This is a genomic window from Paenibacillus sp. USDA918EY (assembly GCF_009870825.1).
GTDB classification, from domain to species: Bacteria; Bacillota; Bacilli; order Paenibacillales; family Paenibacillaceae; genus Paenibacillus_AQ; species Paenibacillus_AQ albilobatus.
The window spans coordinates 218,277-234,819 of sequence record NZ_WTWY01000002.1; the positions used below are offsets into that span (position 1 = coordinate 218,277).

Below are 16,543 nucleotides of genomic sequence, written 5' to 3' on the forward strand. Positions count from 1 at the left end.
TTTTTTAATTTTCTTCTTTATCGATCCGTATGGCTGCACTCACCCCTTACCGTTGTCGTCCGGCACCCGCGAAAAAGCGCACAAATACTAATATGTAGCCGCAAAAACAAAAAGACCTTTTCGGTATACCTGCATGTTAACGGGATTTGGAAAAATCCCCAGGTAGACTGAAAAGGCCTCTGATGTTTATGCATGCCCATGCAAATCTCTCTTCTAAGCGCCCAAAATAACGTCCCAAACCGGCTTCGTATGGCCGCCCGGATACAATACGTAAAGCAGGACATAAACGACAACTCCCGTAATGGCCGTAATAAACCAGATGGTCGCCGTTACCCTTCCCCATTTCCGGTGCTTCGAGAATTTCTCCCTGAATGCAAGCACCAACGTCGTAATCCCAAATACCGCTGCGACCGTCGCAAGGGTAATGTGGAAGATGAGGAAGATTTGATAGTACACTTTAAGTTCATCCGATCCGCCCCAGGAAGTGTTTCCCACGAATGCGGTTCTGGATACATAAATGATGAAAAAAAGGAGCGCCGCAACGGCACCGAGAATCATCACTTTTTGATGGGCTTCGCGTTTCCCTTTAATAATGAGCCCCCAGCCAATCGCCACCAATATCGCACTGATGACAATAAACGACGTGCTGATCGTCGGCATCAGCGTATATAAATCCATCGAAATCCTCCTTACTTCACAAAAACGGGCGCTTACGCCCGGTTCAATGAACCCTCGTTAAACTCGGCGGGCGTAATGTCTTCTTCCTTATTCTCGGCACGATACCAGCGGAAAAATACTCTCCCTAGCATCGATGCGAAAATAAACTCCTGAATGAACTTCATGACGATGCCGCCTACTTGCTGATCGACTTTCGTGCTCATGATGTTAAAGAAGGTCGGACCGCCAAACACCTGCAGCAGCTTCGACGGATCGCCGGACACGCAGTATCCCATCGCCTCCGCCCATACATTCGGATCGCTGAACGTGGCGTACATCGGCTTTGCGGAGAAAATAATCAAACCGCAAGCCGGCGTCAGGAGCACCATATTTAGAAAAATGTATCCTATCTTGGCAAGCCCCGAAGTTTTGTCCTTTTCCGGCAGCGGATTGATCAGCGTCCACCACATCAGGATCGCGGCGATAAACAGCACCAGATAATAAAGACGGTGCACGGCAAAATGCAGCATGACATAGTCATGGACCGCCGGGAAATGATAGAAAGAAAACAACCCGTTAAACACAATCGCGGCCACGATCGGTTTGGCCAAAAAGCCAAGCTTCTTGAACGGGTTCACCTTCAAAATCGCTCTCCACAACCATGCCGGAATCCCCATCATCAAAAGCGGCGGCGCCACCAAATAGGAGAATGCCATCGTCGTCATATGAAACGTAAACATCAAATGCCCGAGCAGACTGATTGGACCGCCTTGAGCAAGGTATAAAACCAGCATACCGCAAACGAAGCTGATTTTTTTGCTTAATGGGACGGGTTCGCTGCCTGCAAACCTCTCGCTAAGCGGTCCGATCACGACGAAATATGCGGCCGTTACGAGCAGCATAAACGCCAGAAACAGCGGACTGAACAATTCGCTAAAGCTAAAATATTCTAACCCCAGCATGTAAAAACCTCCTCTCAAGCGGTATCAGTTCTGTCGAAATTGTGACAACTGCCTTCCATTGAAAAAAGAGGGGGCAAATAAGCCCACCTCTTTATCTATTTTACCACCATACCCAGTACAATGCCATCACGATGGCCGTACCGGCTACGAAAAATCCACCGATCATAAAGATGATGGGAATCATATGTCCCCGGTCTTTCAAGTGCATCCAGTAACCCATTTGCACCAGAACCTGAAGCACTGCCATAGCCAGGAGCAGCAGCACGGTAAACGCCGCGTTGACTCCACCGGCCATGACGGCCGCGAAGGCAATGGCTGTCAGAATGATGGAGAAAATGAAAACGATGATATGCTTCTGAGGTCCTTCATGGCGTTCGCTGTGCTTCACGATGCCATGATTCGCCTGATGATCTGTCGTCATATCTTAGCCCACCTTCCCGAGCAGGTAAACGACCGTAAAGATGAATACCCAAACGACGTCGATAAAGTGCCAGTAAATGGCCGACACATAAACCTTCGGCGCCGTTACGACCGTCAAACCTTTTTTAAAGAGCTGTCCAATCAGAATGGAAATCCAGAGCACCCCGAACGCAACGTGTGCGCCGTGGAAACCGACAAGCGTATAAAACGCCGAACTGAATGCACTGGTCGTCATGCCGAATTTCTCGGCATTGACGTATTCGGCAAACTCGTAAATCTCAAGGAAAAGAAAGCCCAGGCCCAAAAGCACCGTAATGGCCAGCCATACGCGAAGCGCAGCGACCTTGTGGCGGTGCATCGCCTGTACGGCGAACACGCTTGTCAAGCTGCTGACGAGCAGGATCAATGTCGCTGCCGCCGTCATCGGCAGTTGGAAAAGCTCGCCTGCGGTCGGGCCTTCATTCGTTTGATTGCGGAGCGCAAGGAATGTCGCGAACAGGGTACCGAACAACACGGCCTCTCCGCCAAGGAAGAGCCAGAAGCCGAGCACTTTATTGCGGCCTTCTAACGTCGCCTTTTCCGGTTCGTGCGGCAAAGCGCCTTCTGTATGCGTTGCACTCATGCTTTTACCCCCTCTTCCTCCAGCTCTTCTACTTCGATGTGCCAGCCGTGATCGTCATACAAGGAACGAAGCAGCATGGAACCGAAAGTGATGACCAAACCGATAATAACAACGATCCAGTTGTTGAAAATTAAGCTCATAAAAGAATTCGAGAACTGTTCTTTACTGAACATGAATCCCAGACCGGCAATGAAAATGCCGACGGACATGACGAAAGGCAAAATCGTTGGCGACGGCATGTGAATCGGACCGAGCGGTTCCGCAGGCGTCATCTCTTTGTTGCCGGCCATTTTTTCTTTCCAGAAAGCATCGATACCGCGTACGAGCGGAATTTGCTTGAAGTTGTATTCCGCAGGCGGAGACGCGATGGTCCATTCCAGCGTACGTCCGTCTTCCCACGGATCATTGGCAACGCCTTTCGGCTTCGCCGCAGTCGCAAACGCGTTGATCAGGAAGACGAGGATGCCGATGCCCATCAGGATGGCGCCGATCGTACTTACCAGGTTCAACGTGTCGAAATGCTGGTTAGGCAGGTAAGTAAATACGCGGCGCTGCATACCCATCAAGCCCAGGAAGTGCTGTACGAAGAACGTCAGATGGAAACCGATGATAAAGAACCAGAAAGAGATTTTGCCGAGCGTTTCGTTCAGCATGCGGCCGAACATTTTCGGCCACCAGTAATGCAGGCCCGCAAGCAGGCCGGATACGAGACCGCCTACGATAACGTAGTGGAAGTGGGCAACGACGAAATACGTGTCGTGGAACTGGAAGTCGGCAGGAGCCGATGCCAGCATAACCCCGGTTACCCCGCCCATAACGAATGTCGGGATAAATCCGATTGCAAACAGGTTCGGACTCGTGAAGCGGATCTGTCCGCCCCACATCGTAAACAGCCAGTTAAAGATCTTAATCCCCGTAGGCACTGCGATGAGCATCGTCGCAATCGAGAACAGCGCGTTCGCGACTGGGCCGAGGCCTGTCGTGAACATATGGTGCGCCCAAACCATGAAGCCCAGGAAAGCGATCAGGATCGTGGCGAATACCATCGAGCTGTAACCGAAAAGGCGTTTCCGCGCGAATGTCGGTATAACCTCGGAAATGACGCCGAATGCCGGCAGGATGAGGATATACACTTCAGGGTGACCAAAGATCCAGAAGATATGCTGCCAAAGAACGGGGTTACCGCCATTGGCCACTTCGAAGAAATTCGCTCCCAAAATTCGGTCAAACGAAAGCAATACCAGACCTACCGTAACGGCAGGGAATGCAAACAGGATCATCGCGGACGTAATGAAAGACGTCCAAGTAAACATCGGCATTCTCATGAAAGACATGCCCGGCGCGCGCATCGTGATGATGGTCGCCAGGAAGTTGATGCCCCCGATCAGCGTACCGAGACCGGCAATCTGAAGACCGACGGTATAAAAGTCGACGCCGTGCGACGTGCTGTAAGTATTTGTCGAAAGCGGGGTATATGCTGTCCAGCCCGCATCTGGAGCTCCGCCCATAACCCAACTCAGGTTGAGCAGCAAGCCACCGAACAAAAATGTCCAGAAGCCAAGAGAGTTCAGGAACGGAAACGCAACGTCCCGCGCCCCGATTTGCAACGGAATAACCGCGTTCATCAGCGCGAAGATGACAGGCATAACGCCCAAGAAGATCATCGTCGTTCCGTGCATCGTAATCAATTCGTTAAAGGTTTGCGCCGAGACGAAATCATTCATCGGCTTAATCAGCTGCAGCCGGATCAGAATCGCTTCGATACCGCCGATCGCGAAAAACAAACCGCCGGCCAGCAAATAAAGAATGGCTATTTTCTTATGGTCGACTGTCGTCAGCCAATCCATCAAGCCCTTATGGCGCTTGACACTATGAGCATGAGCCAAGGTTGGTACCCCCTCTTATAAAAATCTTGCTGTTGATATCGCTTAGTAATTCAACTTGTAGTTAGCCAAGTAATCGGCAATGCCATCGATTTGTTCGTCTGTCAGACCCAAATCCTTTGGAGCTGGCATTTTGTTGCCCGGTTTCACGGCTTGCGGATCTTCAAGCCATGTTTTGAGGTTTTCCTTAACCGGTTTGCCTCCGTCTTGACCTTCGTTCAGCAAGATACCCGCAACAGATTCACGCGAACCGATGCCGGTAAGGTTCGGGCCCACCGGACCGCCTTGGTCACCTACAGCATGGCAAGACAAGCAAGATTTTTTGAACGTTTCGGCCAAAGCTTGGTCTTTAGGCAGAACCGCAGGCGCTTTCATCGCGGTTACCCAATTTTTGAAAGATTCCGGACTTACCGCCTTGACCTTGAATTCCATCAGACCGTGCGAAGCGCCGCAAAGCTCGGCACATTTACCGCGGTAGACTCCTTCTTTGTTTGTGCTGAAAGCGAATCTGTTAATCGTTCCGTCCGGGTTCGTGTCCATTTTACCGGATAAGGACGGCACCCAGAAGGAGTGAAGAACGTCTGCCGTTTTGAGTTCGACGGCCACGTTTTTGCCTGTTGGGATCATCAGTTCCTGGGCGGTTTTCACGCCATATTGCGGGTATTCGAACTCCCACCAGTATTGGTGCGAAGTGACCTTCACCTGCAAGGAATTCTTATCGTTGTAATGATCGTCGCCAAAGGCAAAAATCTTTTGAACGGTCGGAACGGCCAGAATAAATACCAAGATAAGCGGAATAACCGTCCAGATAACCTCCAGCTTGAAGTTTCCTTCCACTTGTTTCGGCACTTCCGTTTGTCCCTTTTTCCTGCGGAACTTAATCAAAACGTATACCGCAATTGCAAACACGACGATCAGGACGACGATCATGATCGTGATCGAGAGCTTCATCAAATCGTACTGTCCTTCCGCCACAGGCCCCTGTGGTCGTAATGCCGACAAGTCCTCGCGGCCGCACCCGGCTAAAAGCAGAGAAAACACTGCGAGCAAGGGAAGAAGTCGCTTTACAGCCTGCCACCGTTTCATCATTGATCTACCCCACTTTGTACTTTTTCACAGGCGCCCGCCCTCAAGAAACATGCTATGCGCGGTTCATACCTGTGCAATAACGGATGAAATGCTACTGTCAACTAAAACAATCACCTATTTAATATAAGTTTAAGGTATTATTTTGTCAATGATTCTGACCTAGTTCACAAATTGTTCGAAAAGTCCCGAAAGTCGCGCCACACAAGCATTTGCAATCGTTTTCGACCACGCTCTCCCCCCCGTTCCTCCCTCCGGTTTGCAACCTTACCATTCCCTTTTCGTATACCCATTTTTCATTCCTTTCATTCATATTTAGCGGCGCTTGCGTTCATTGATTTGTCACCAAATCGTCAAATTTCAACAAGCGGCAAAAAAAAAGAAGCCTCTCCGGCTTCTTAAGCGGTTAAAATGTACGGCCCTTCCGCTGTCACCGCGACCGTATGCTCAAACTGCACGCCGCAGGTGCCGTCCGCCGTCCGGATGGTCCAGCCGTCGTCTTCCCATAAAACGGCTCCCGTGGAGCCCAGCGTGAAGAGCGGCTCCACCGTAATGACCATGCCTTCGACTAGGCGGACTCCATCCCCGCGCCTGCCGTAGCTGGGCACATCCGGCGGCTCGTGCAAACGCGTTCCGATGCCATGACCCCCGAGCGGCCTGGCGACGCCGAACCGGCCCTTTTTCGCGCATCTCTCGATCGCATACCCGATATCGCCGATGGTTTGGCCGACCCTGGCTTGATCGATGCCGGCAAAAAGCGCCTGCTCCGTCCGCAGCATCAGCCTCTGCAGGGGTCTGCTTAGCTTCCCCACCCCGTAGCTCCAGCCCGAATCGGCAAGCCAACCGTCTTTGTTGACGACGATATCGATGGTAACGACATCCCCTTCCGCCAGCGGAACGTCGGTCGGAAAACCGTGGCAAACGATATCATTGACGGAAGAACAGATCGCGTATGGAAACCCCCGGTATCCTTTTTGCTCCGGAACGGCTCCCTGTTTTGCGAGAAATTCCTCGACGAAGGCGTCGATTTGAAGCGGAGTGACTCCCGGAGCGATCATCCTTGAAATTTCACGGTGGCACGCGGACAGAATGCGCCCTGCTTCGCGCATATACCCGATTTCTTCCTTGCTTTTCAAACGGATCTCCATGCTGCTGCTCCTTTCGCCTATGCATACTGCCATCCGGATCGGATGGTACACTATATGCGCCGACAGGGGTATTCTGCAGCAGGTCTACAAAAAAAACCGTATTCGGCGTGAAGTTCATTCACAGAATACGGTTAAGATTTTCGCGAGTGTAATAGTGATTTTGCCAGTGATTAAGAAACGGAAGAATTCATTCTTCCCAGCTCATGTTCTACAACCGAGGTGAGTTCCTCTTCGTATCCTCCCATAATATGATACTTCCGGACATATTCCTTCACAAATTTCTTCGGATCTTTTGGCCGGAAAATCCGTGTCATTTCCCGCAGACTTTCTTTGACTTCGTTGTGACCTTTCGTTGCCATGATAGTTCCCTCCCAAGACACTTGAATGGATTGCTCCAATTAAGAGAATGCCGAAAAGACCTTACCTGACACCAAGAAGTAGTCGTATGCAGTTATTTAGGTTTGGGCTGAACGCTCCCGGCTGCTCGCTTCAAGGATCTGTAATGGTACATACCCTGTAAAAGCGTAAACTGAATCACTCCTTTCATTGTATCATATTCTTTCGAGGAAAACAGCTTTCCAAAAAAATGAATAGATTAACGTTTTTTACCTGCTGGACAAACGATATTAAAAAAATCGTTCAGGCCTGCGAAAACGCGCTAAAAATCCTTGTCTAATTAATCATCGGCAGATCGGGTTAAGTTCATAATAAGGGTAGCAATATATGAGATACCATCTGGCTTATGGAGGTGATCCGAATGCAGCCCTCGACCGCTTCGCATTTGGGCGAAACGGGCCGCAACGCCCGCTTGCTCGACCAAGCCGACGCAAAAATAATCGAAGCTTTCCCGAAAATGCGGAGCTTCCTGGTCACCCGGAGCGGAAAGCTCGTGTATGAAAAATACTATGACGGTCATGCCGCCGAGTCGCTAAACGACCTCCGGTCCGCGACCAAAAGTTTCACCTCCGTCTTAATCGGAATCGCATCCGGACACGGGCTGCTGCCCGGTCTGGACGAGCCGCTGCTCGGACTGATCCGGCATTATGCCCTCCAAGATGTGGATCCTGCCTTGCAGCGGTCTTTGACCTTGCGCAGGCTGCTCACGATGACCACCGGACTCGCCTGGCAAACAGGCAAAAAGCTCGGGGAACCTTTCATTCGGCGGCTGCATCGCGGCAAACGCTGGACGGCTTTTGCCCTTTCCCTGCCCGTTGTTCCCGATATGGTCGGCCGTTTTCAATACCGCAGCATCGATACGCATCTGCTGTCGGTCATTTTGAGCGAGTGTACGGGGATGAACGCGTACGCTTTTGCCAAAAAGAATTTGTTCGATCCGCTGGGCATCAAACGTTCGGCCTGGCTGGCCAGTCCGGAAAACCACAGCATGGGGCATGTCGGCCTGTTTCTTACGTCACGCGATTTGGTCAAGTTCGGCATGTGCTGCCTTCAAGGAGGAAGATGGGAGGGCAAGCAGGTCATTCCTGCCTCCTGGCTTTCCCAGGCGCTTCGGCCCCAGGTCGAGGGATATCCTGCTTTCGGCGATTACGGGTTCGGCTGGTGGTGCGGCAAAATGAACGGCCAAACGTTCAGCTGCGCGCACGGGCACGGCGGACAGCAGTTGTACCTGTTCCCCGAAAAGGAAACCGTCGTCGTGTTTACGGCGGACAGCAAGGTAAGCCGCTGGAAAAATCCGCGTCCGCTCCTTCAGGAATTTGTTCTGGGAGCCGTCGACCAGCCTTTCGCGCAGGATAATCCCGCGCCCGTCAGGGAAACTTAAAAATGCCTGCCTGCGATTACAGCAACATTTCAACAGCGACGAAGGAGGACTTATTCATGAAAAATAAAGACAAGGCCATGCTGCCGATCTCCCGCGAGGAGGTAGAAGTGGACGGGGTATACACCAATGAATGGGGCCGCGAAGAAGTGCTGCACCGGGGCGATGACTTTCCTTCGGACCCGATGCTCGGGACGACCGAATGGCAGTTGAGCGAATTTCTTTTCGACAACCATCACGAAGGCCGGACGGATCCTCGCCTGGTGCCCAAAGAAGACGACACCGACAAGATTGGAAAAATTACGCATCCGCGCAGACAACAACAAGGCGGGGACCCGCAATAACCATAAGGAAAAGCATCCTGCTTCCAGGATGCTTTTCGCCTGTTTGCTTCATAACTTGTCTCAGCCGGACATATGTTTAATACAACCATCCCGCGAGAAGACAAGGAGTGTGCAAACCATGTCCCCTTTTTTCAAATCGTCGACGGGCCTACCCGAAAATATCGCCGCCTCGCTTTGTTACTTGTTCGCTTTTATCGGCGGCATCGTATTCCTCGCCTTGGAGAAACGAAGCCGTTTCGTCATGTTCCATGCCCTGCAATCGGTACTCGCCTTCGGCGCCGTCATGATCGCCCATGCGCTATGCGGCTTTATCCCCCTGATCGGACCGCTCATTGCCGGACTGCTGTCCATTTTAACGCTCGTGATGTGGATCGTCCTTCTATTCGCCTCGTTGCAGGGAAAATGGCTGAAGCTGCCGTGGATCGGCGATTTGGCCGAAAAACAGCTTCATCGCCTGTAAACTTCCCTTCGCCCCCGGGTCATTTTTCGGGATTCCCTTTTGCCCTCATACTTCTTACAATAAAGCAAAAGGTTCTTTGAGATGACTTGGGGGAGACAGCAATGTATTTGTTCGTTATCAATAAAAAGGCGGGCAACGGCCAAGGCTACCGCGCCTGGATTAAGATCAGGGCTGTTCTGGACGCGCGTTTGATCCGCTACCGCTACGTATTTACCGAAAGCTCGAGCCACGCAGAGGACGTCATCGCCGCGATGCTTTCCGAGCCCGAGCCGTGGCTTGGCGTGGCCGTCATCGGAGGCGACGGCACGATTCACAGCGTCCTGCCGGTGCTGAAGGAATTCAGGATTCCGCTGGCCGTCATTCCGGCCGGATCAGGAAATGATACCGCCCGCGGCTTTGGCATTCCGCATGATCCGCTGTCCGCCCTCGACATCATGCTTGGGGGCCAAACCCGCGCCGCCGACCTGATCGCGACCGCAAACGGGCTGACGCTGACGGCGCTTGCCATCGGTTTTGACGCGCAGGTGGCCGAAAACGTCAACGCCAGCCTCTACAAAAAGATATGCAATGTTTTCAGGGTCGGCCGGGCCGCTTATCTTGTCGGCATCCTGCACACGCTGCTGACCTTTAAGCCCTGCGGCGTCACCGTGACCTGCGACGGCAATACAAGCACGTACCAAAACGCTTGGCTGACGGCCGTCTCCAACGTCAAAAGCTACGGCGGCGGACTGCATATTTGCCCGGAAGCCCATCCGGGCGACGGACAGCTCGACGTTTGCATCGTGCACGGCTGTTCCCGGCTGCAGCTTCTGCGGCTGTTTCCGACGGTGCTCACCGGACGGCATGTCCGCCTTCCGTTCGTGACGATTTTGCGCGGCAAAGCCGTGTCCGTCGCATTCGACCAGCTGCGGCTTGCGCTCGGCGACGGAGAAAACATGTCCGAAGGGACGTTGGACATTACCGTACAGCCAAATGCCCTGCAGGTGTATGCCGTTTAATTCGTACGAATCCGTATTTTTCGTTGATAAGAAAAACGAACGTCCAACGACGTACATTCACAGAAGACGACCGCGCTTAGCCGAAATTCCCCTTAAGATATAAGGAAGCAATCGCTACGAAACGTACACATATCTTCAAAAAAAGGACAAGCCGCTTATGCGGCATGTCCTTCTTTTATGGCAGCGTCCTTGGAGCTCGAGAGCGAACTTCCTTTAAGTCCGTTAAACAACAGGTTCAAAACGATGGCGGTGACGCTTCCGGCCACGATGCCGTTATCGACAAGAATGCGGGCCCAATCCGGAAGCGCGGCGAACAATTCGGGATGAACGCTGACGCCGAGTCCCATCCCGACCGAGCAGGCGATGATAAACAGGTTTTCGAACTTGTTCAGGTCCACCTGTCCTCCCAGCATCCGGATGCCGGAGGATACCACCATGCCGAACAAGGCCACCATTGCCCCGCCCAGCACGGAAGTCGGAACGAGCTGCGTCAACGCCGCGATTTTCGGAATGAAACCGATGACGATCAGAATTCCTCCGGCGACCACGATCACGTCTCTCGTTTTCACGCGGCTCATTTGGACGAGGCCGACGTTTTGCGAATACGTCGTGTACGGGAAGGAGTTGAACAGTCCCCCGAGCACGATGGCGAGACCTTCGGCGCGGTAGCCCCGCGCCAAGTCCTTCGAGGAGACGTCCTTGTCGACGATTTTACCAAGCGCCATAAAAACGCCCGTCGATTCCGCGATGCTGACGATCGATACCAGGATCATCGTGAGGATCGCGGATGCATGGAACGTAGGCGTTCCGAAATAAAAAGGTCTGACCGCATGGAACCAGCTCGCTTCTTTCAGCGGCGTCAAATCGACATGTCCGGCCATCGCCGCGACGATGGTGCCGATGATCAGGCCGATCAGAACCGAAATGGATCGGATAAAACCTTTGGCGAAGCGGTTCATCAAAACGATGAACAGCAGCACGCCGAAGCCGAGCCCGAGGTTCAGCAGGCTTCCGAACTCCCCTGCCGCTTTCGCGCCGTCACCGCCGCCGAGATCGTTCAGGGCGACCGGAATCAGCGTGACTCCGATGACCGTAACGACGGACCCGGTTACGACCGGCGGGAAAAAGGCGATCAACTTGCCGAACAATCCCGAAAACAATACGACGAACAAGCCCGATGCGATGATCGCGCCGTAAATGGCGGACACGCCGTCCTTCAACCCGATGGCAATCATCGGCGACACCGCTTGGAAAGCGCAGCCGAGCATCACCGGCAATCCGATGCCAAACCATTTGTTGCCCCATACCTGAAGCAGCGTTGCCAGGCCGCAGGCCATCAAATCGATCGAAATCAGGTACGTCAGCTGCTCTGTCGTGAATTGAAGCGAGCTCCCGACGATCATTGGCACGATGACCGCGCCGGCATACATGGCCAGCACATGCTGTATGCCCAACGAGAACGTTTTGAAAGGATTTCTCAATTTCGTCCGTTCCATACGGAATTCATTCCTCCCGAGTTTTTTCTATATTGTCTTTTAAGACTCAACCCAACTCACGAATATTCAGGCTTTCCTTACGCAAACGTAACTTTGCCGTTGTCGAGGGCGGCGATTCTGACGAGCGATTCGACATGGTAACCGGCTTCCTTCAGCAGGCGGCCGCCCGGCTGGAACGCCTTTTCGATCACGATCCCGATGCCGGCGACTTCCGCCCCGGCCTGCTCCACGATGCGCGCCAGACCAAAAGCCGCTTCTCCGTTCGCCAAAAAATCGTCGATGATCAACACGCGTTCCCCAGGCTGGATAAACTTGCGGGAGACGGTAATTTCGTTCGTTTCCTGCTTCGTGAAGGAAAATACTTTTTCCACGTAAATGTCCTCCCGAAGCGTCAGCGATTTTTGCTTGCGGGCAAAAATGAGCGGCACCTCCAGCTCGAGCGCGGTCATGATGCCCGGCGCGATGCCCGAGGATTCGATCGTCAGCACGCGGTCGATTTTTTGCCCCGCAAACAACCGTTTGAATTCTTTCCCGACTTCCTTCATAAGCACCGGATCCATTTGGTGGTTCAGGAACGAATCGACCTTGAGCACTTGATTGCTGAGCACGATCCCCTCATTTAATACTTTTTCCTTCAACAGCTGCATTGTTTTTCTCCCTCCAAATTTCTTAAAGCCTTTTGCAAATACGTCAACGGACGCTCCATGCGGATCGGCCGGGCGTGTCGGCAATCAGGCGAATTTTGCAAAATTCCGACGTTTAAATGACGAAAAAAGCCCGCCTCTTCCGGAAACTGCCATGTCCTGGCAGAACGCGAAACTGTGCGGACTTACGGTAAACAAACGAAAAGACGCCGGACGTTAGCCCGGACCGCTTGTTATTCCCGTAGTCCGATCATTCCGGTGATCGGGTAGAGACATGCAGGCCCATTCCTGCACATATACGAGAAACCTGTGAAAACAGTAAAAATATAGACAATGCATGAAGTATACCGCAAAACCGGGCCAAAAAGAAAGAGGTATTTGATGGAGGACGCGAAAAAACGCAAAAAAACGGCCGATTCTGCTGATTTCGCCGCAAATCTCGTTTATACTTTAGAGGCATGTTCCATACTGAAAGAGTAGATAGATTCGAAGAATCGGGAGGGGAAACGCATTGAAAGGCTTTATAAAAGAATTCAAGGAGTTTGCGGTTCGCGGCAACGTGGTTGACCTCGCGGTCGGCGTCATCATCGGCGGAGCTTTCGGCAAAATCGTCACGTCGATCGTCAACGATATCGTTATGCCGCCGATCGGGCTACTTTTGGGGGGCGTAAATTTCGGCGAACTGATCATTCCGCTGAAGCCAAACCTAACGCTGAACGGAAAACCCATACACACGCTGGCTGAAGCCAAAACAATCGGCGCGCCGGTCATCGCGATCGGCCAGTTCATCAACGTCGTGCTCGATTTCCTGATCGTGGCTTTTTGTATTTTCTTGCTCGTTAAAGGCATCAACTGGCTGAAACGGGAGAAAAAAGAGCAGGAGGAGCCGGAAAAAACGACGAAGGAATGCCCGTATTGCTTATCCGAGATTCCTTTGGCCGCCACCCGCTGCGGGCACTGCACTTCGGTTCTCGACGCCGAGCCGGAGCGCGGGTAGAGCCGTTCCTTCGGCGCCGCCGAATTTTAAAAAACCGCCGGCTTACAGGCCGAGCGGTCTTTGCGGCATCAGCGTGGTGATGACCTTTTTCAAATCCCGGTCTTCGGTATATTTGGCTTCCCCGGTGTCCAGCTCGATGACCCGAATGTGGTCGAACTTCTGGCCGGCCGCCGTGGGCGTAAACAGCAGTTTGTCGGGATCCGCCAGCGCCACGTGGTAATTCATGTCCTTAAACATGTCGATCAGCTGCCCGGTATCCGGCTTTTTGCCTTTGTCGACGAAAAGCAGCCCGCGCAGCCGCTTGGTTTCCTGGCCGCACTTGACTTCAAAACGGACGATGCATTCCATGTCGTTCTCTCCTTTTTTATGCTATCAATGTCATACGTTGATCCACTTATCAGAACCCGGAGGTGGTTTCCAACCATGAGCCAGGAATTATTCGATATTTATGACGAACAGGACCGCAAGATCGGTACCGCGCCCCGGGATGAAGTGCATGCCAAGGGTTATCTTCATCATTCCTTCCACTGCTGGATCGTCAGGGATACGCCGGAAGGGCGCTTCATTTTGTTTCAAAAGCGGCAAAACACCAAGGATACCTTTCCGGGCTGCTTCGACATTACGGCAGCAGGTCATCTTTCCGCGGGGGAAACCGTCGAAGATGCCGTCCGCGAAGTCGAGGAGGAGCTCGGCATTCCCGTCCGGATGGACCAGCTGACCTCCCTCGGGACGATCGATCATTTCGCGACGGGCACGGCCGGCGGCAAGTCGTTCATCGACCGGGAAAAATGCTTCGTTTACGCGCTTCTGCTCAATGTGCCGCTGACCGCGTACCGTTTGCAGGAAGAGGAGGTTGCGGGTCTGTACGAAACCCGGCTGGACGACGCCATTGCGCTGTTCGAAGGCAAAAAGGACTCCATCACTGCTGCAGGCATTGCATCATCCCGCGAAGGGCAATCCGCTCCGGAGATGGTCGCCGCTACGTTAAGCATACATCAATTCGTGCCGCATAAATATGACGATTATCTCCATGTGTTCAAAAAATTAAAAAATCTGCAGCCTCACGCCACCTAAGCGAGCTGCAAACGATGAAGCAAAAGGGCGCCGGGCGGCGTCCTTTTGCTTTTACCTGAATCTATGAACTTCAAGAACGTTTTTCTGTTAGGCGTCCTTCGGATTTTCCGGCCCGACGTATTTGTCGTAAATCCGCTCATACCGCGGACCGTAACGTTCCGACAGCTCTTCGCCGATATCCTGCTCCAGCTCGTAGAGCACCATTTCCTGCGTAAAATGATTCAGCAGCAGCTCCACCATCACCGGATGCTCCGTGACCAGCCCTTGCGTCGTGCTGTCCTCCCCCCGCATGCCCAGCATGCACCAGCGGCGGTCGATGACGAACGAGAACCGGCGCCCCGGCGCGGCCCCGTCCTTCCGCTGCCCGAACGGCATCCATGGAAGGGGGCGGTTGGCCGTCTCCTCGCTCATGCAGGACCAGAGCAGCTTCACGCCGCGTCCTTCAGCTTCCTCCAGGCCGTTCCTGACAAGCGCCGCTTCTTCGCGCCAGACGTCGACGACGATTTCGTGCTCGGCCCGCTCCATCTCGCGATTCAGCATTTCCAGCACATTCCGGTCGCCCTCCACGCTGTAAAACGGTTGTTGATCCGATTCCACCCGCGGCATTCTCGTCTCGATAAAAGCAAGCGACTCCTTGACCTGTCCGGAGATCATCCGCGTCAGCTCTTCGGGCTTCAGCATACTGTAGCGGACCGGCTCCCCGGCGCTTCGGCGCAAAAATCCATGCTGCGCAAGGCGCTGCAGGGCGGCGTATACGTTGGATCTGGAAACGCCGAGCCCTTTTGCCACCTCGTAACCTGAGGAAGGGCCTTTGCCGGCCAACTCCACCATAATTTTTGCTTCCATTTCGGTGAAGTTCAAATTCCGCAGATGCTGTAGCAATTGTTCCATTCTTCTGTCCTCCCAAGCTGCCAAACCCTTACTTTAGTCATTGAATGATTTATATGGTTAACTTTAACCTGCGTTAAATTTGTTCCGCGCCGCAGCGTGGGCACCATTTCGAGCCCTTCGGCAGATCGGCACGGCAAATTTGGCATTTGACCGTATCGCGCTGGGATTGGCCCGCCCCTGCTTCGGCGCTTCCGTCATTGTTTTCTTTCCAGAAGCGAATCCGCTGGTCCAGCTCCATCTGGCGTTCCCGCTCCCGCTCCAGTTCCTCCGCTTGACGGCGTTCCCGCTCATCCGCAAAGATCTCTTCGTCTTCCGGCTCTCTCCAGTCCTTGCCTCCCGGAAAATCGTACAGACGCTCCGACGCAGCGCCGACCTCTTCCCTGTCGAACGCCAGCTCGAATTCAACGTCATCCTCTTCCTTGACGATCGGCTCCCTGTAAATTTTGGTTTCGCCGTAATCTTCGTCTTCGAACGAGGCCGTCTGCGGTTTGCGGCTTTCGCCGCGCGCTTCCACAGGCGCTTCTCCCTTCAGGCTTCTGCCGCAGGCCGGGCAGAAATTGGCATCGAGCGCCACCGTACGGCCGCATTTGCACAGCTTTTCGTTTTTCAGTTCCGCCACCCGGGCCCGAAGCTGTTCGATCTCCTCCTGCAACTCGTCGCAGGCTTTGCAATGCTTAAGCATCTCTTTTTCCGCCAGCGTCATGTCCTCTTCGCTGTAGCCTTCATAAAAAACGCGCCCCATTTCGATAAAATGAAGCTCCATATCTTTTTCGATATCGGCAATTTGGCTGTTCAGCTTACTGATTTCAACCGCTCCCTGGGCCTTTTCCGTCGCACGGTTTGCCCCATCCTTAAGCCTCTGCAAAATTTTCATTGATTTCTCCTCCAGTTTCCAAGTGATCATCCCATGTATTTTAATAGTCGTTTTTATAAATCGCAAAAACCCATTCAACAAAAAAACCTTATGCTACAAAGATACCATGCCTCGCCTATGCTGTGAAATGTACGAAAAGACTCTTCTTTCGCCTTCTCTGCCCGCCGCCGCTCGGGTTATAATGGACTGCATGCGGTTAGGGTGTTTATATCA

At 52.9% G+C, this 16,543-nt stretch carries 19 protein-coding genes and 1 riboswitch; of the genes, 6 read left to right on the forward strand and 13 right to left on the reverse strand.

Annotated features, from left to right (window positions below; genetic code table 11):
• Positions 1–213: 213 nt before the first annotated feature.
• From GQY55_RS05255 to GQY55_RS05290, 8 genes are all read right to left on the reverse strand, one after another.
• Positions 214–678 (reverse strand): DUF420 domain-containing protein, encoded by a 465-nt coding sequence (locus GQY55_RS05255; protein ID WP_160038914.1) that lies wholly within the window; start codon positions 676–678, stop codon positions 214–216.
• Between the two features lie 32 nt (positions 679–710).
• Positions 711–1,619 carry a cytochrome c oxidase assembly factor CtaG gene (gene ctaG, locus GQY55_RS05260; protein WP_160038916.1) on the reverse strand — a complete coding sequence of 303 codons (909 nt, stop codon included), beginning with the start codon at positions 1,617–1,619 and terminating at the stop codon, positions 711–713.
• Between the two features lie 100 nt (positions 1,620–1,719).
• A complete protein-coding gene (locus GQY55_RS05265) occupies positions 1,720–2,040 on the reverse strand; it encodes a cytochrome C oxidase subunit IV family protein (RefSeq protein ID WP_160038918.1) in 321 nt (106 codons plus the stop codon).
• A gap of 3 nt (positions 2,041–2,043) precedes the next feature.
• Positions 2,044–2,661: a cytochrome c oxidase subunit 3 gene (locus GQY55_RS05270; protein WP_160038920.1), complete on the reverse strand. Its 618-nt coding sequence runs from the start codon at positions 2,659–2,661 to the stop codon at positions 2,044–2,046.
• Entirely contained in the window at positions 2,658–4,508 is a 1,851-nt protein-coding gene (gene ctaD / locus GQY55_RS05275) for a cytochrome c oxidase subunit I (RefSeq protein ID WP_160039801.1), read from the reverse strand. Before ctaD ends, GQY55_RS05270 begins: the two co-directional genes overlap by 4 nt.
• Before the next feature lie 81 nt (positions 4,509–4,589).
• On the reverse strand, positions 4,590–5,633 hold the full coding sequence (gene coxB / locus GQY55_RS05280; protein ID WP_160038922.1) for a cytochrome c oxidase subunit II: 1,044 nt from the start codon (positions 5,631–5,633) through the stop codon (positions 4,590–4,592).
• 395 nt (positions 5,634–6,028) lie between these two features.
• Positions 6,029–6,778: a type I methionyl aminopeptidase gene (map, locus tag GQY55_RS05285; RefSeq protein ID WP_160038924.1), complete on the reverse strand. Its 750-nt coding sequence runs from the start codon at positions 6,776–6,778 to the stop codon at positions 6,029–6,031.
• Positions 6,779–6,948: 170 nt separating this feature from the next.
• Complete coding sequence (locus GQY55_RS05290; RefSeq protein ID WP_036651115.1) at positions 6,949–7,137, reverse strand: hypothetical protein; 189 nt, start codon at positions 7,135–7,137, stop codon at positions 6,949–6,951.
• Positions 7,138–7,535: 398 nt separating this feature from the next.
• On the opposite strand from GQY55_RS05290, the gene GQY55_RS05295 reads away from it, so the two are divergent.
• The 4 genes from GQY55_RS05295 (at position 7,536) to GQY55_RS05310 (ending at position 10,354) form a co-directional block, all read left to right on the forward strand.
• Positions 7,536–8,555 (forward strand): serine hydrolase domain-containing protein, encoded by a 1,020-nt coding sequence (locus GQY55_RS05295; RefSeq protein ID WP_236575436.1) that lies wholly within the window; start codon positions 7,536–7,538, stop codon positions 8,553–8,555.
• 56 nt (positions 8,556–8,611) lie between these two features.
• The gene (locus GQY55_RS05300) at positions 8,612–8,896 is read left to right on the forward strand and encodes a transposase (RefSeq protein ID WP_160038928.1); all 285 of its coding nucleotides are present in this window, start codon (positions 8,612–8,614) and stop codon (positions 8,894–8,896) included.
• Between the two features lie 118 nt (positions 8,897–9,014).
• On the forward strand, positions 9,015–9,356 hold the full coding sequence (locus GQY55_RS05305; RefSeq protein WP_160038930.1) for a DUF4870 domain-containing protein: 342 nt from the start codon (positions 9,015–9,017) through the stop codon (positions 9,354–9,356).
• Between the two features lie 101 nt (positions 9,357–9,457).
• The gene (locus GQY55_RS05310) at positions 9,458–10,354 is read left to right on the forward strand and encodes a diacylglycerol/lipid kinase family protein (RefSeq protein ID WP_160038932.1); all 897 of its coding nucleotides are present in this window, start codon (positions 9,458–9,460) and stop codon (positions 10,352–10,354) included.
• A gap of 155 nt (positions 10,355–10,509) precedes the next feature.
• On the opposite strand, the gene GQY55_RS05315 is transcribed toward GQY55_RS05310, so the two are convergent.
• Entirely contained in the window at positions 10,510–11,850 is a 1,341-nt protein-coding gene (locus GQY55_RS05315) for a nucleobase:cation symporter-2 family protein (protein WP_160038934.1), read from the reverse strand.
• A gap of 77 nt (positions 11,851–11,927) precedes the next feature.
• Positions 11,928–12,497, reverse strand: a complete 570-nt coding sequence (locus GQY55_RS05320) for a xanthine phosphoribosyltransferase (protein ID WP_160038935.1) — start codon at positions 12,495–12,497, stop codon at positions 11,928–11,930.
• A 219-nt stretch (positions 12,498–12,716) separates the two neighbouring features.
• A riboswitch (purine riboswitch) is annotated at positions 12,717–12,816 on the reverse strand.
• A gap of 189 nt (positions 12,817–13,005) precedes the next feature.
• Between GQY55_RS05320 and mscL the strand changes: the two genes are divergently transcribed.
• The gene (gene mscL, locus GQY55_RS05325; RefSeq protein ID WP_160038937.1) at positions 13,006–13,491 is read left to right on the forward strand and encodes a large-conductance mechanosensitive channel protein MscL; all 486 of its coding nucleotides are present in this window, start codon (positions 13,006–13,008) and stop codon (positions 13,489–13,491) included.
• A 42-nt stretch (positions 13,492–13,533) separates the two neighbouring features.
• Here mscL and GQY55_RS05330 read toward each other — a convergent pair whose 3' ends face one another.
• Complete coding sequence (locus tag GQY55_RS05330) at positions 13,534–13,839, reverse strand: hypothetical protein (RefSeq protein WP_160038939.1); 306 nt, start codon at positions 13,837–13,839, stop codon at positions 13,534–13,536.
• 75 nt (positions 13,840–13,914) lie between these two features.
• Here GQY55_RS05330 and GQY55_RS05335 point away from each other — a divergent pair, with 75 nt between their 5' ends.
• The gene (locus tag GQY55_RS05335; RefSeq protein WP_160038941.1) at positions 13,915–14,565 is read left to right on the forward strand and encodes an NUDIX hydrolase; all 651 of its coding nucleotides are present in this window, start codon (positions 13,915–13,917) and stop codon (positions 14,563–14,565) included.
• Between the two features lie 87 nt (positions 14,566–14,652).
• Here GQY55_RS05335 and GQY55_RS05340 read toward each other — a convergent pair whose 3' ends face one another.
• Together GQY55_RS05340 and GQY55_RS05345 are read right to left on the reverse strand one after the other, a co-directional pair.
• The gene (locus GQY55_RS05340; RefSeq protein WP_160038943.1) at positions 14,653–15,456 is read right to left on the reverse strand and encodes a TrmB family transcriptional regulator; all 804 of its coding nucleotides are present in this window, start codon (positions 15,454–15,456) and stop codon (positions 14,653–14,655) included.
• Positions 15,457–15,529: 73 nt separating this feature from the next.
• On the reverse strand, positions 15,530–16,330 hold the full coding sequence (locus tag GQY55_RS05345) for a zinc ribbon domain-containing protein (RefSeq protein ID WP_160038945.1): 801 nt from the start codon (positions 16,328–16,330) through the stop codon (positions 15,530–15,532).
• Positions 16,331–16,543 lie beyond the last annotated feature (213 nt).

Excerpts from the sequence above, each read along its gene's own strand:
- GQY55_RS05315 (WP_160038934.1), bottom strand. The coding sequence starts at position 11,850 with ATGGAACGGACGAAATTGAGAAATCCTTTCAAAACGTTCTCGTTGGGC.
- GQY55_RS05305 (WP_160038930.1), top strand. The coding sequence starts at position 9,015 with ATGTCCCCTTTTTTCAAATCGTCGACGGGCCTACCCGAAAATATCGCC.
- GQY55_RS05345 (WP_160038945.1), bottom strand. The coding sequence starts at position 16,330 with ATGAAAATTTTGCAGAGGCTTAAGGATGGGGCAAACCGTGCGACGGAA.
- GQY55_RS05290 (WP_036651115.1), bottom strand. The coding sequence starts at position 7,137 with ATGGCAACGAAAGGTCACAACGAAGTCAAAGAAAGTCTGCGGGAAATG.
- GQY55_RS05255 (WP_160038914.1), bottom strand. The coding sequence starts at position 678 with ATGGATTTATATACGCTGATGCCGACGATCAGCACGTCGTTTATTGTC.
- coxB (WP_160038922.1), bottom strand. The coding sequence starts at position 5,633 with ATGATGAAACGGTGGCAGGCTGTAAAGCGACTTCTTCCCTTGCTCGCA.
- GQY55_RS05330 (WP_160038939.1), bottom strand. The coding sequence starts at position 13,839 with ATGGAATGCATCGTCCGTTTTGAAGTCAAGTGCGGCCAGGAAACCAAG.
- GQY55_RS05300 (WP_160038928.1), top strand. The coding sequence starts at position 8,612 with ATGAAAAATAAAGACAAGGCCATGCTGCCGATCTCCCGCGAGGAGGTA.
- GQY55_RS05295 (WP_236575436.1), top strand. The coding sequence starts at position 7,536 with ATGCAGCCCTCGACCGCTTCGCATTTGGGCGAAACGGGCCGCAACGCC.
- ctaD (WP_160039801.1), bottom strand. The coding sequence starts at position 4,508 with ATGGATTGGCTGACGACAGTCGACCATAAGAAAATAGCCATTCTTTAT.
- GQY55_RS05320 (WP_160038935.1), bottom strand. The coding sequence starts at position 12,497 with ATGCAGCTGTTGAAGGAAAAAGTATTAAATGAGGGGATCGTGCTCAGC.
- map (WP_160038924.1), bottom strand. The coding sequence starts at position 6,778 with ATGGAGATCCGTTTGAAAAGCAAGGAAGAAATCGGGTATATGCGCGAA.
- GQY55_RS05340 (WP_160038943.1), bottom strand. The coding sequence starts at position 15,456 with ATGGAACAATTGCTACAGCATCTGCGGAATTTGAACTTCACCGAAATG.
- GQY55_RS05265 (WP_160038918.1), bottom strand. The coding sequence starts at position 2,040 with ATGACGACAGATCATCAGGCGAATCATGGCATCGTGAAGCACAGCGAA.
- GQY55_RS05310 (WP_160038932.1), top strand. The coding sequence starts at position 9,458 with ATGTATTTGTTCGTTATCAATAAAAAGGCGGGCAACGGCCAAGGCTAC.
- GQY55_RS05335 (WP_160038941.1), top strand. The coding sequence starts at position 13,915 with ATGAGCCAGGAATTATTCGATATTTATGACGAACAGGACCGCAAGATC.
- GQY55_RS05270 (WP_160038920.1), bottom strand. The coding sequence starts at position 2,661 with ATGAGTGCAACGCATACAGAAGGCGCTTTGCCGCACGAACCGGAAAAG.
- ctaG (WP_160038916.1), bottom strand. The coding sequence starts at position 1,619 with ATGCTGGGGTTAGAATATTTTAGCTTTAGCGAATTGTTCAGTCCGCTG.